Origin of the sequence: Rhizobium sp. PEPV16 (genome assembly GCF_008919455.1) — a bacterium.
In the GTDB taxonomy this organism is placed as follows: domain Bacteria; phylum Pseudomonadota; class Alphaproteobacteria; order Rhizobiales; family Rhizobiaceae; genus Rhizobium; species Rhizobium leguminosarum_Q.
Genome location: NZ_VSZV01000349.1, coordinates 4,432 through 17,763, shown reverse-complemented (window position 1 = coordinate 17,763; position 13,332 = coordinate 4,432). Strand labels below are relative to the sequence as shown.

At 62.3% G+C, this 13,332-nt stretch carries 13 protein-coding genes; 11 read left to right on the top strand and 2 right to left on the bottom strand.

The genetic code is table 11. The features are described from left to right. Window positions 1-214, bottom strand: a 214-nt coding sequence (locus tag FY112_RS37225; RefSeq protein ID WP_210384813.1) for a hypothetical protein, incomplete at its 3' end; no start/stop codon positions are given. Here FY112_RS37225 and FY112_RS29850 point away from each other — a divergent pair. The 11 genes from FY112_RS29850 to FY112_RS29795 all read left to right on the top strand — a co-directional run bounded on the left by FY112_RS29850 (window position 213) and on the right by FY112_RS29795 (window position 12,148). After that, complete coding sequence (locus tag FY112_RS29850) at window positions 213-740, top strand: hypothetical protein (RefSeq protein ID WP_026158705.1); 528 nt, start codon at window positions 213-215, stop codon at window positions 738-740. The two genes, FY112_RS37225 and FY112_RS29850, sit on opposite strands and share 2 nt — an antisense overlap. A 97-nt stretch (window positions 741-837) precedes the next feature. After that, window positions 838-2,877, top strand: a complete 2,040-nt coding sequence (locus tag FY112_RS29845; protein WP_151519961.1) for an FUSC family protein — start codon at window positions 838-840, stop codon at window positions 2,875-2,877. Window positions 2,878-2,881: 4 nt separating this feature from the next. Next, window positions 2,882-3,712 (top strand): RNA methyltransferase, encoded by an 831-nt coding sequence (locus FY112_RS29840; protein ID WP_017960657.1) that lies wholly within the window; start codon window positions 2,882-2,884, stop codon window positions 3,710-3,712. Further along, window positions 3,693-4,496: a glutamate racemase gene (gene murI, locus FY112_RS29835; protein ID WP_151519960.1), complete on the top strand. Its 804-nt coding sequence runs from the start codon at window positions 3,693-3,695 to the stop codon at window positions 4,494-4,496. Before FY112_RS29840 ends, murI begins: the two co-directional genes overlap by 20 nt. Window positions 4,497-4,520: 24 nt before the next feature. Beyond that, window positions 4,521-5,768 carry an MFS transporter gene (locus FY112_RS29830; protein WP_181018301.1) on the top strand — a complete coding sequence of 416 codons (1,248 nt, stop codon included), beginning with the start codon at window positions 4,521-4,523 and terminating at the stop codon, window positions 5,766-5,768. A 221-nt stretch (window positions 5,769-5,989) separates the two neighbouring features. Then, complete coding sequence (locus tag FY112_RS29820; RefSeq protein ID WP_012757646.1) at window positions 5,990-7,504, top strand: ATP-binding protein; 1,515 nt, start codon at window positions 5,990-5,992, stop codon at window positions 7,502-7,504. Between the two features lie 224 nt (window positions 7,505-7,728). Next, a complete protein-coding gene (rpsD, locus tag FY112_RS29815; RefSeq protein WP_003540107.1) occupies window positions 7,729-8,346 on the top strand; it encodes a 30S ribosomal protein S4 in 618 nt (205 codons plus the stop codon). A 102-nt stretch (window positions 8,347-8,448) separates the two neighbouring features. Further along, complete coding sequence (locus FY112_RS29810; protein ID WP_012757644.1) at window positions 8,449-9,378, top strand: glutaminase; 930 nt, start codon at window positions 8,449-8,451, stop codon at window positions 9,376-9,378. A gap of 60 nt (window positions 9,379-9,438) precedes the next feature. Next, window positions 9,439-10,308: a tRNA 2-thiocytidine(32) synthetase TtcA gene (gene ttcA / locus FY112_RS29805; RefSeq protein ID WP_065280116.1), complete on the top strand. Its 870-nt coding sequence runs from the start codon at window positions 9,439-9,441 to the stop codon at window positions 10,306-10,308. 149 nt (window positions 10,309-10,457) lie between these two features. Beyond that, the gene (locus FY112_RS29800; RefSeq protein ID WP_151519958.1) at window positions 10,458-11,285 is read left to right on the top strand and encodes an inositol monophosphatase; all 828 of its coding nucleotides are present in this window, start codon (window positions 10,458-10,460) and stop codon (window positions 11,283-11,285) included. A 38-nt stretch (window positions 11,286-11,323) separates the two neighbouring features. After that, on the top strand, window positions 11,324-12,148 hold the full coding sequence (locus tag FY112_RS29795; protein ID WP_132609253.1) for an inositol monophosphatase family protein: 825 nt from the start codon (window positions 11,324-11,326) through the stop codon (window positions 12,146-12,148). Between the two features lie 190 nt (window positions 12,149-12,338). Here FY112_RS29795 and FY112_RS29790 read toward each other — a convergent pair. Further along, window positions 12,339-13,332: MFS transporter (locus FY112_RS29790; RefSeq protein WP_246700781.1), on the bottom strand; the 994-nt coding region annotated here is incomplete at its 5' end.

Here is a 13,332-nt window from a genome sequence, read left to right as displayed (position 1 = left end):
GATTGGCGACCTTGATCTTGTTCATGTATCTGCCTCGTTCGAGCTTCAATGGGGACGGGCGTCCCGGGTGGGTGATATGATCCGGAGCGCTATAGCATTGTGAACCCAGAACGCAAAGCTGCAAGGGGTTCGACAATGCGTTTTTGCCGCCATTGCCAAGCGCCGGAAATTGGCTAGTGTCCGCCTCGATCTGCCGCCCCGGACATTCGACCATGAAGACAATCGCCGTTGTTATCGCATGCCTTATCGCCTTTTCAGATACCGGCTATGCCGCTGATGCGACCGCTCCAGTCAAAGAGATCATGGACGCGACCAGGAGCAACTGGGCCGACAATAACAGCGACTGGATCGACATCTTCGACGCGAGCCGGCTTGACCAACTCTACAGCCGCGATTTCGTCGCGAAATACCAGGCGGCGGCGCAGTTTCCCGCCGTCGACGACGACGGCATTTCGCCCTTCGACTACGACGTCATCGTCAACGGCCAGGATGCCTGCCCGCTGGAGGATCTGACGATGGTGGCAGCGCCTGTGGTCGACGGCGTGGCCGAGGTGACCGTGCGCTTCCGAAAATCCGCCTGCTCGGATGCGCCCGATGCCAAGGACTATACGACCGTTCATTTCGAGGTGGTCGAAGAAGGCGGCAAGCCCGTCATTGACGATATCGTCACCGAGAATATCGAAACGCAGGCGCGCGATTCCCTGAAGGCGACGATGGCGCTGATTGCCAAGGGCCGATAGGCGCGCGACATTCGCGAGCATCGGGATTCGATCTCGGGCGGTTTGATTTCCGCTCTCGCGGCGGTATCTGTCGATCCCTGGGCAGCACGAGGGGCTCTTGCACTTGTTTTCCGGTTTTCAGTTCCGCGACTGGCTGCTTGCCAACGATCCGGCGCTTTCGCGCCTGCGCATGGCTTCGCGGGTGACGCTGACGATCGTCCTCTCCTTCGCCATCCTGTTCGCCATCCAGAAGTTGATCGTGCCGCTGCCGACGGCGGCCTTCGGTCTCGGCATCGTGCTGTCGATCGAGGGCGGGGTGGCTGTTCGCGACAAGGGCAATACGCGACAGCTGGTGACGCGGCTTTTCGGTTGCGTCGCAAGCCTTGGCGTCGTCGCCATCGCGGCGGGCCTCGAGGAACGGCGTTTTCTCTCCGATCTCGTCTTCCTGGTGGTGATCGCGCTTGCATCGGCGGGCCGCGTGTTCGGGCCGCGCGGTTTTGCAATCGGCATGTTCGCCTTCACCTCCTATTTCATGGGGTCCTATTTCCGGCCTTTTCTTGCCGAGCTGCCTGATGTGGCGATCGGCCCCGTCGTCTCGGTGCTCGTTGGCCACCTGGTGAGAGCCGTGCTCCTGCCGGACGACTGGCGGCGCGACCTGCTGCGCTCGCTCGAAAGCGTGCGCGGCCGAATCAACCAGATCCTTTTCAAGCTCGCCGCCCTTGCCGGCGGCGCCGAGATCGGCGAAGCCGACCGGCAGGAGCTGCGCCAGTTGGAAGACCGGCTGAAGGATGTGGTGCTGATGGCCGAAACCTTCATTCCACGCCCGGCCGGCGGGGTTTTCGATGCCGCCGCCGATCCTGCCGCAGAGCTGGCGATCCGGCTCTTCGATGCGCATCTTGCCGCCGAGAGCGCGATTGTGCTGAGCTTCCAGAGCCCGCCGCCCTTCGCACTCGTCCATGCGGTGATCGAGGCGGATGCAACCCAACTTGCACCCTATAGTGCCATGGCGGAAGCCATCAAAGACGAGCCGCAAGGCGAAACCGTGCGGGCGCTGCTCTGGCTCGGCGAGGCGCGGCAGCAATTGACGCAGGCGATTGGCGAGGGGCAGGCTTCCGGCTTTGCCGGCATCGATGCCGTCAAGGACACGGCACAGCCCGAGAAGATCGACTTTTCATTCGCCAATCCGCTGTTGCGCTCGGCGCTGCAGATCACGCTCGCCTCGGCGCTTGCCATGGGCTTCGGCCTGCTTCTGTCGCGCGACCGCTGGTTCTGGGCGGTGCTTGCCGCCTTCCTGGTCTTCACCAACACCAATTCGCGCGGCGACACGGCGATGAAGGCGCTGTCGCGCTCGCTCGGCACGGTGTTCGGGATCGCCATCGGTCTCGTGCTGGCAACGCTGATTTCGGGTGAGCCTGACATCGCCATTCCGGTCGCCGGCATCTGCATCTTCCTCGCTTTCTATTTCCTGCAGGTCTCCTACGCGACGATGACCTTCTTCATCTCGATCGTGCTCTGCCTGGTCTACGGCATGACTGGGGTGCTGACGCTTGATCTTCTGCAACTGCGCATCGGGGAGACCTTGATCGGCGCGGTGGCCGGAACGGCGGTTGCCTTCCTGGTCTTTCCGGCTCGCACGCGCGGCGCACTTGATACAGCACTCGCCCGCTGGTTTCAGGCGCTGGACGAGTTGTTGAGCGCGATCGGCGATGGCAAGAGCGGTTTTGCGCTGATTGCGCTGTCGCAGAAGATCGACGCCTGCTACCGCGACGTAACGGTGGCGGCGCGGCCGCTCGGCTCGTCCTGGTCGGTGGTGACGCGGCCGGGCCAGATCCGCCAGACGCTGGCGATCTTCCTCTCCTGCACCTATTGGGCGCGGATCCTGGCGAAGAGTTCCACAGCGCCGGCCGAGGCCGACGAGCTGAAGAGGCTGATCGCGTCGGATCTGGTGCTGATGAATGATGCGGCCCCGCGCGGCTCGACCTGTTTCTTCATCGAGCGCAAGGCGTCGCGGACGACAGGGCGGCACCTGCCGCTGTCGCGCGAGGGCGCGAGACTGGGGCTCGAAATGATCGGTTCGGCGCTGGAAAGGCTCTATCCGCAGGCTGACGTCTTGCCGTTTGCACCGGGCGAGGTTATTGCGCGCTCGAAACAGGGATAAGGTCATGGCAGGCACGAACAGCGAGCGTCAACTTCTGGCCGAAGGGCCGGCGATCATTCTGGTCGAGCCGCAGATGGGCGAGAATATCGGCATGGTGGCGCGTGCCATGGCGAATTTCGGTCTTGCTGAACTGCGCCTCGTCAATCCGCGCGACGGCTGGCCGAACGAGAAGGCACTGGCGACCGCCTCCAAGGCCGATCACGTCATCGAGGCAACCAAGGTCTACGATACGCTGGAGCAGGCGGTTGCCGACCTCAATTTCGTCTATGCGACGACGGCACGCGAGCGCGACGGCTACAAGCCGGTGCGCTCGCCAGTCATTGCCGCCGAGACGCTCCGCGCGAGGTTTCGCGCCGGCGAACGCACCGGCATCCTCTTCGGGCGCGAGCGCTGGGGGCTGACCAACGAGGAGGTGGCGCTTGCCGACGAGATCGTCACCTTTCCCGTCAATCCGGCCTTTGCTTCGCTGAACATCGCCCAGGCGGTGTTGCTGATGTCCTATGAATGGATGAAATCCGGCATGGAGGATCTCGGCGCCGTGCCCTTCCAGGCGATGGGGCAGACACCTTCGACCAAGGAACAGCTATTCGGTCTGTTCGACCAGCTGGAAGATGCGCTCGATGCGCGGGGTTATTTCCATCCTGCCGGGAAAAAGCCGAAAATGGTCGACAATCTGCGCGCTGTCTTATCCCGCCGGGCTTTCACGGAGCAGGAAATCAGCGTGTTGCGCGGCGTCATCTCTTCCCTCGACCGCTTCTCGCGCAAGAGCCCGCGCGGCGGCCGGTTCCCGACCGCGACCAAGGAAACACCGCCAGATGACAGCGCCGACGCATGAGCTGAAACCCGTCCTCGTCTTCGATTCCGGCATTGGCGGGCTGACCGTCCTGCGCGAGGCGCGCGTGCTGATGCCGGAACGCGGTTTCATCTATGTCGCCGACGATGCCGGTTTCCCCTATGGCGGGTGGGAGGAGCAGGCGCTGAAGGAACGGATCATCGGGCTTTTCGGCCGGCTGCTCGCGGCGCACGACCCCGAAGTCTGCATCATCGCCTGCAACACCGCCTTCACGCTTGTTGGTGCCGATCTGCGCGCCGCCTTTCCGCAAATGACCTTCGTCGGCACCGTGCCGGCGATCAAGCCGGCAGCGGAGCGCACGCGGTCCGGCCTGGTCTCGGTGCTCGCGACGCCGGGCACGGTCAAGCGCGCTTATACGCGCGATCTCATCCAGTCCTTCGCCCAGCAATGCCATGTCCGCCTCGTCGGCTCGGAGAACCTTGCGCGCATGGCGGAGGCCTATATTCGCGGCGACGCCGTCTCCGATGAGGCGGTGCTGACCGAGATCGACCAATGCTTCGTCGAAAAGGACGGACGAAAGACCGATATCGTCGTGCTCGCCTGCACGCATTATCCCTTCATGGCCAATCTATTCCGCAGACTGGCGCCTTGGCCGGTGGACTGGCTGGATCCGGCAGAAGCCATTGCCCGGCGGGCGCGCACACTCGTTCCGCAGATCGCCGACGCCGTTCACCCCGATAATTTCGACTTTGCCGTCTTTACATCCGGCAATCCCGACTTTGCGACGCGCCGGCTGATGCAGGGTTTCGGTCTCAGCACGCGATAAGGCACTGCGCGCTTTATTTCACCGATGTCATCGCGCAACATCTCTGTGGGGAATCGCGGGCGGGTGTTTGCCGCTCAAGACATAAAGGGATGCGCCGTGCCGCTGCAAAGACTTGTCATGCTGATCTTCTTTCTGCAGCCGATAGCCTTTGGCGCCTGGTTGCCGCGCATTCCTGATATCCAGGCGAAGCTTGAACTCGGCACCGCCGATCTCGCCATCGCACTTCTGGGATTGCCGATCGGCACGCTGATCACCCTGCCGTTTGCCGGCCGCCTCGTCTCGCGCATCGGCGGGCGCATGACGATCATCTATGGTTTCATCTTCTTTCTTGCCGTGGTTTCGCTTCCAGCCTTCGCGCCCAGGGTCATGCTTCTATTCTTCGCCTTGATTGTCGTTGGGGTCGCGCTTTCGACGGTGGAACTCGGCATGAATGTCGAGGCCGATGTGACGGAGAAGGCGACCGGGCTGATCATCATGAGCCGCTGCCACGGCTTCTGGAGTTTCGGCATCATGGTCGGCAGCCTGATCGGCGTTGGTGCCATAGCCATCGGGCTTTCGCCGCACTGGTCGATCCTGATCACGGCGATCGTCATCCTGCCGGCTGCGCTGATTGCCAGCCTGCGCCTGCCGAAATTGTCGGAAAGTCACCATGCGGAGAATTCGCAGGCAATGACCGGTTTCAAGCTGCCCAGTCTTGCTCTGCTCGGGATCTGCGCCTTCGTCTTCGGCGTGACGATGACCGAAGGTGCGATCGCCGATTGGTCGGCGGTCTACCTCCGCGATGTCATGAATGCAGAAGGCGCGCAAACCGGCCTCGGTTATTCGGTTTTCGCTTTCATGGTTGCGGCGGGGCGCTTCAGCGGTGATTACATGAAAGGCCGTTTCGGCGCGGTTGCCATCGCCCGTGGCTGCGGCATCGCCTCGCTTGCCGGCATGCTCGTCGTTCTCCTTGCACCGGCGACGCCGCTTGCGCTCCTCGGCTTTGCCGCAGTCGGTGTCGGCGTCTCGGTCGGGTTTCCGCTTGCGGTGACGGCCGTCGCTTCGCTGACTGACCGCCCGCCCGCTTCAAGCGTTGCGACGCTCTCTTTCGCAGCCCTGACCGGTTTTCTCATCGGGCCGCCGATCATCGGCTTTCTCGGCGAACTCTTGGGCTTGCGCGCGGGGCTTGCGGTCTTGCTGGTACCGCTTTTCGTCAGCCTGCTCTGCACACGTTTGCTAATTCCGACGCAGACGGACATGGCGGGGGACCTCGTCGAGCGCGAGGCGGTGTGAAGCCTTATTTCCCAGGGCTGGCTTTCCTGTGGGTTCTTAAAGGTTTGACGACAACGGTGCCTGCGAATCTGCTAGAGCATGATGCCGAAAAGTGTACGCGGTTTTCGGACGACATCATGCTCTATTTCTTTGATGTAGATCAGGAAACAGGTTTTAGGCCGATCGGGCCTAAAATCATCCTGATCTAGAGACGGGCCGGGAATTTGTAAGGGGAATTGGACGTGCAGGTTGGCATCGATATGGGATTGGCGTCCGGCGCTCCGGCGACGCTCGATATCGAGGAGCTGCTGGCGACACGTCTGCTCGTGCAGGGCAATTCCGGCTCCGGAAAATCGCATCTTCTGCGCCGTCTGCTCGAGCAATCGGCGCAATGGGTGCAGCAGGTCATCATCGATCCCGAGGGTGATTTCGTCACGCTCAGCGACAGGTTCGGCCACGTCGTCGTCGACGGTGAGCGCACAGAGGCGGAGTTGGCGGGCATTGCCAACCGCATCCGTCAGCATCGCGTTTCCTGCGTGCTGACGCTCGAAGGCCTCGATCTCGAAGACCAGATGCGCGCCGCCGCCGCCTTCCTCAACGGCATGTTCGATGCCGATCGCGAATACTGGTATCCGGTTCTCGTCGTGGTCGACGAGGCGCAGATGTTTGCGCCGTCGGTCGGTGGCGATGTCTCGGAAGATGCGCGCAAGATGTCGCTCGGCGCGATGACCAATCTGATGTGCCGCGGCCGCAAGCGCGGCCTTGCCGGCGTGATCGCGACGCAGCGGCTTGCCAAGCTCGCCAAGAACGTTGCGGCTGAGGCCTCGAACTTCCTGATGGGCCGCACCTTCCTCGATATCGACATGGCGCGCGCCGCCGACCTGCTCGGTATGGACCGGCGCCAGGCCGAGATGTTCCGCGACCTGAAGCGCGGCAATTTCGTCGCTCTCGGACCCGCGCTGTCGCGCCGGCCGCTGCCGATCCAGATCGGCGCGGTGGAGACCTCGGCGCGCTCCTCCAGCCCGAAACTGATGCCGCTGCCGGATGCGCCGCAGGATGTCGAAGACCTGATCTTCACGCCCGATCCGGAGGAATTCCAACGCCCGCTGGTGCGCCGCGCCCCGCCGGCGCCACGGCCGACGACCGATATTCTGGCCGAACTCTCGCGCTCAACGCCGGCTGCATCGGCCGTACCTGCGGAGGCGAGGGCGAGCCAGGTGGAAGTCTCCGCCGAGGAGCGGGAGGAGCGCCTTGCCGGTGTGCTGGCCGAGATACTGGACGATCCGGCATCCGCCTTCCGCACCGATTCGGTGCTCTACCAGGACTTTCTGGTAAGGCTGCGCATGCGTCGCGTGCCGGGACCGCCGATCGCGCTGCCGGATTTCCGCCGGCGCGTGGCGATCTCGCGCTCCGGCGTCGATGCGGCAACGGCCGCAACCGATGCCTGGGCGACGGCGCTGTCGCTGTCTTCAGGTGTCACCGACGACCTGCAGGGCGTCTTCCTGATGCTCGCCAAGGCCGCCGTCTGCGGCGAGCCGTGCCCGTCGGACGCCCGCATCGCCCGTGCCTATGGCACCCATTCCGCCCGCCGTGCGCGGCGCCTGCTCGGCTATTTCGAGGAGCAGGGCATCATCGTCGTGCACGCCGATTTTTCCGGCAAGCGTATCGTCGCTTTCCCTGATATGGACTGCCAGACGGCGCCGGGCGACGCCAACGCACCTGATGCTGGCGGGGACCCACGGCTGGCGGCGGAATAGTGGTGCTTTCGAGCTTTGCCGCTGTTGACAATTTCATGACGGCCCTCTAAAGACCGCCGCAAGCACCGGGCAGCAATGCCCGGTGTTTCATTTGACATGTCCCGTGGATCGTTCCTGTTCGCTAACCGGAACATCCTGTCAGGTCTCGGAAAAGACCAGAGGAGGGCGTGTTTCCTTCGTGCGGTTTGGCAACAAGCCGTCATAAACCTTTGAAAGGAAATACGATGAGCAAGCGCGAATCGTCCAAGTACAAAATTGACCGCCGTATGGGCGAAAACATCTGGGGCCGTCCGAAGTCCCCGGTAAACCGCCGCGAATACGGCCCGGGCCAGCACGGCCAGCGCCGCAAGGGCAAGCTTTCGGACTTCGGTGTGCAGTTGCGCGCCAAGCAGAAGCTCAAGGGCTACTACGGTGACCTGCGCGAAAAGCAGTTCCGCGCGATCTTCGCCGAAGCCGACCGCCGCAAGGGCGACACTTCTGAAAATCTGATCGGCCTGCTGGAATCGCGCCTCGACGCAATCGTCTATCGCGCCAAGTTCGTTCCGACGGTCTTTGCTGCCCGCCAGTTCGTCAACCATGGCCACGTCTCGGTCAACGGTGTGCGCGTCAACATCGGTTCCTACCGTTGCAAGGCCGGCGATGTCATCGAAGTTCGCGAAAAGTCGAAGCAGCTGGTGATCGTTCTGGAAGCCGTCAGCCTCGCAGAGCGCGACGTTCCTGATTACATCGAAGTCGATCACAACAAGATGGTCGCAACCTTCGGCCGCGTTCCGACGCTCAGCGACGTTCCGTTCCCGGTCGTCATGGAACCGCATCTGGTCGTCGAATTCTACTCGCGTTAATGCATTCGTCTCGCAGTCGAAACCGATTGCGAGACAACAGCATGCGTCGATATACGGAAAGCCGCTCTTTCGAGCGGCTTTTTTGCGATCTGGAGAGAAGCAATGGCAGATTTGCAGGCGACCCTCGATAGCATCTACGCCGATATCCAGCCGCGGATCGGCGAGGGCAAGGTGGCGGACTATATTCCGGAGCTCGCCAAGGTCGACCCGAAGCAGTTCGGCATGGCGATCGTCACCGTCGACGGCAAAGTCTATCGCGTCGGCAATGCCGATACCGCCTTCTCGATTCAGAGCATATCGAAGGTCTTCATGCTGACGCTGGCGCTCGGCAAGGTCGGCGAGGGGCTGTGGAAGCGGGTCGGGCGCGAACCCTCGGGATCGGCTTTCAACTCGATCGTCCAGTTGGAGCATGAGAGCGGCATCCCCCGCAACCCCTTCATCAATGCCGGCGCGATCGCCGTCAGCGACGTCGTCATGGCCGGCCATGCGCCGCGCGAGGCAATCGGCGAGCTGCTGCGCTTCGTGCGTTATCTCGCCGATGACGAGTCGATCACCATCGACGACAAGGTGGCGCGCTCGGAAACGCAGACGGGATACCGCAATTTCGCGCTTGCCAACTTCATGCGCGCCTACCGCAATCTCGACCATCCGGTCGACCATGTGCTCGGCGTCTATTTCCATCAATGCGCGCTGTCGATGAGCTGCGAGCAGCTCGCCCGCGCCGGGCTGTTCCTGGCGGCGCGCGGCAGTAATCCAACGACCGGCCATTCGGTGGTCTCGCCGAAGCGGGCGCGTCGCATCAATGCGCTGATGCTGACCTGCGGCCATTACGATGGCTCGGGTGACTTCGCCTATCATGTCGGCCTGCCCGGCAAGAGCGGCGTCGGCGGCGGCATCTTCGCGGTGGCGCCGGGCATAGCCTCCATCGCGGTGTGGTCGCCGGGGCTGAACAAGGTCGGCAATTCACAGCTCGGCGCTGCGGCATTGGAGATGCTTGCGGCGCGCACCGGCTGGTCGGTTTTCGGCGATTGACGCTGTGTTACCAGGCGGGTTTCTGCTAGAGCAAATGTGGAATTTCTGTAGGACGAAGCAATGAATATCGCAGCCAAGATCGCCGATGATTTGGAAACCGGCGAAGCCGACACCAGCGGCCATGCGCTGTTTGCCGATGCACCGCGCTCGGTCTCCTTCAACAAGCTGCGCAAACGCCTGCTCCGGCAGGTGCGCCAGGCCTTCGACGATTTCGACATGCTGAAGGGCCAGAAGCGCTGGCTGGTCGGCCTTTCCGGTGGCAAGGATTCTTACGGGCTGCTGGCGCTGCTGCTCGATCTCAAATGGCGCGGCCTGCTGCCGGTCGAACTCATCGCCTGCAATCTCGATCAGGGACAGCCGAATTTTCCGAAGCACGTGCTGCCGGACTATCTCACCAAGATCGGCGTCCGCCACCGGATCGAATATCGCGACACCTATTCGATCGTGAAGGAGAAAGTGCCTGAAGGCGCCACCTATTGTTCGCTCTGTTCGCGGCTGCGGCGCGGCAATCTCTACCGCGTCGCGCGGGAAGAGGGTTGCGATGCGCTGGTGCTCGGCCATCACCGCGAGGACATTCTCGAAACCTTCTTCATGAATTTCTTCCATGGCGGCCGGCTTGCCTCGATGCCGGCCAAGCTTTTGAACGACGAGGGCGACCTGATGGTGCTGCGGCCGCTCGCCTATGCCGCCGAAGACGACCTCGCGAAATTCGCCGCCGCCATGCAATTTCCGATCATCCCCTGCGATCTCTGCGGCTCGCAGGACGGGCTGCAGCGCAATGCGATGAAGGATATGCTTGCCGATATCGAGCGGCGGATGCCGGGCCGCAAGGATACGATGCTGCGGGCGCTTTCGCATGTGAACCCGTCGCATCTGCTCGACCCGAAACTCTTCGACTTTTCCACCCTTGGTGTCACCGATCCTTCATGAATGGCCGGCTACTGCATAATTCCTTAAATCGGAATCGATTGAAGGATAAAATTATGCAGCAATTTAGAGTGTTACAGCGTCCTTTGCGCGTCTAAAAAGACGCGCGGCGCTGTAAGCAGGCTGGCTATTGAATGAAGGCAGGATTTCGCATGATTATTTCAGACCAGGATATTCTCTTTCTCGGCGATTGCGTCAGAGAGGCGGCGCAAGCCGAGATCATGCCGCGTTTCCGCAATCTCGGCGCTGCCGATGTTTCGGAAAAGACTTCGGCAATCGATCTGGTGACGCAGGCGGACGTGCTTGCCGAACACCGGATCACCGCGGCGCTGAGACAGCGCTTTCCCGCAGCACTCGTCGTCGGCGAGGAGGCTTATGACGCCGACCGGTCTGTCGTACCGGCCCTTGCCGATGCCGAGCTCGCCTTCGTCATCGACCCTGTCGACGGGACGTTCAATTTCGCCGCCGGGCTTCCTGTCTTCGGGACCATGTTGGCGGTGACCGTCAGGGGCGAAACGGTCGCCGGCATCATTCATGATCCCGTTCTCGGCGACACGGTGACCGCGATCAAAGGCGCGGGCACCTTCCTGACGCGCCAGGACGGGCAATCGACAAAGCTACAGGTGGCGGAGCCTGCTAGCCTGAACCAGATGGTCGGCGGCATGTCGTGGGGGCATATGGATGAACCGGATCGCTCGCGTATCTGCGCCAACATGGCAAAGATCCGGATGACCTTCGCCTTCAACTGCTCGGCCTACGAATATTGGATGGTTGCCTCCGGCAAGCTGCATTTCATCGGCCATACGAAACTGATGCCCTGGGATCACCTGGCCGGCGTACTCGCGCATCAGGAGGCCGGCGGCCATACGGCGAAATTCGACGGCACGCCCTATCGCCCCGGAGAGACCGTGGGCGGTATCATCTCCGCGCCCGACAAGGAGAGCTGGCAGCTCATTCGGCGCGAGATCGTCGGCATCTGATTCAAGCTTCTCGAAAGACCTAAGCGTAAGGATTTGACATGACTTCGACTGTCGACGTGACCGTTCTTGCCGATCTGCTGCGCCGCGCGGCGAAGGCGGAGATCCTGCCGCGCTTTCGCCGGCTCGGCCAGCACGATGTGCGCGCCAAGAGCGAGGCGACCGATCTCGTCACCGAGGCCGATGAGCAGGCGGAACGGATGATCAAAGCGGAAGCTGCGCAACTCTGGCCGAGCGCACTGTTCCTTGGCGAAGAATCGGTCGCGGTCGATCCTGATTTGCTCGGCAGCCTCGAACATGCCGATCTCGCGATCGTCGTCGATCCGGTCGACGGCACCTTCAATTTCGCCTCCGGCATCCCGGCCTTCGGCGTCATGGCGTCCGTCATCTCCGGCGGCGAGACGGTTGCCGGCATCATTTACGATCCGATGGGCGACGACTGGGTGATGGCGGAAAAGGGCGGCGGCGCCTGGCTGCGGCGGCCGGATGGCGGCGCCGAGCGGCTCTCGGTCGCAGCGCCCGTGGGACTGGAGCATATGGTCGGCATGGCCTCGACAGGCTACCTGCCGCAGGAGAAGCGGGCCGAAGTGCTCGCCAATCTCGCCAAAGTGCGCTTCCTTACGAATTACCGCTGCGCCGCCCACGAATACCGCACCTTTGCCGGCGGCCATGTGCATTACCTCATGTACAACAAGCTGATGCCTTGGGATCACCTTGCCGGCACGCTGATCTCGCAGGAGGCAGGCGCCTATGCGGCGCGCTTCGACGGCTCGCCCTACCTGCCGCATCATCTCGACGGCGGGCTGCTGATTACCCCCGACAAGGCCTCGTGGGACGTGCTGCGGCGTGAGGTCTTCACGGTCTGAACCCGCCGTTCCGGTGAGCTTCAGACTTGCTGAGACAGTTGTCCAACTCCTCTTTCGTCATGCTCGGGCTTGTCCCGAGCATCTGCAATTCGTTGATATGCAGCAGATCCTCGGCACAAGGCCGAGGATGACGTCGAGTGAAGAACGTTTGTCAACAAACGGAAGTGTCCGGGTCCGGTACTCATCGCATTCAAAAATGCGCAGCACCCGGATCGAGCTGTGGACTGTCGCCGGGGTGGGTGAAGAGCTTGCCGTTTTCCGCCCAAAGGGTGGCTGCGATCGTCACCGCGCCGAAGAGCGCGAAGCCGCCGAAGAGGGGCTGCACCGTGCCGTTGAACATCTGGCCGACCAGGCCGCCGAGGATGGCGCCGGCCGTCGTCGAAACGAAGCCGGTGATGGCGGTCGCCGTGCCGGCGAGATTACCCATTGGCTCGAGGCAGATGGCGGTGAAATTGGTGGCGATCAGGGCAAACATCATCAGCACGATGGTGAAGATGCCGTAGGCAATGGCGAAATCGGGCTTGCCGGCCAGCGAATAAAAAAAGCCGACAGCCGATAGCGCCGTGAAAATCAGCAGGGCGGCGTGCGAGATGCGGCGCATGCCGAATTTGCGCACGAAGAAGCCGTTGGCGAAATTGGCGACGGCGATGCCGCCAGCGGTGGCCGCAAAAGCGATCGGCAGCCAGTCGCCAAGGCCGTAGACCTCGCCGAAGACCTGCTGCACCGAGATCACATAGGCGCTGATGACGCCGGTGAACATGGTGAGGCCGATCATGTAGCCGCAGGTGATGCGGTTGGTGAGCACGGTCTTGAAGCCATCCACGACAGAGGCGACCGACAGCGGCAGCCGCTCTTCCGGCGGCAGCGATTCCTTCAGCCTCAGGAGAGCCCAGACGAACAGAATGGTGGCGATGATGCCGAGCAGGATGAAGATCCAGTGCCAGTTGGCATAGAGGATGATGAGTTGGCCGACGGATGGGGCAACGATCGGCACGATCATAAAGACGATCATCACATAGGACATGACACGGGCCATTTCGCGGCCACCGAAGCAGTCGCGCACCATGGCCATGGTGGTGATGCGCACGGCCGCACCGCCAATACCTTGGACAAAACGCATGACGAGCAGCATTTCGAAGCTGCCGGTCGCTGCGGCGGCAAACATTCCGACAATATAGCAGGCC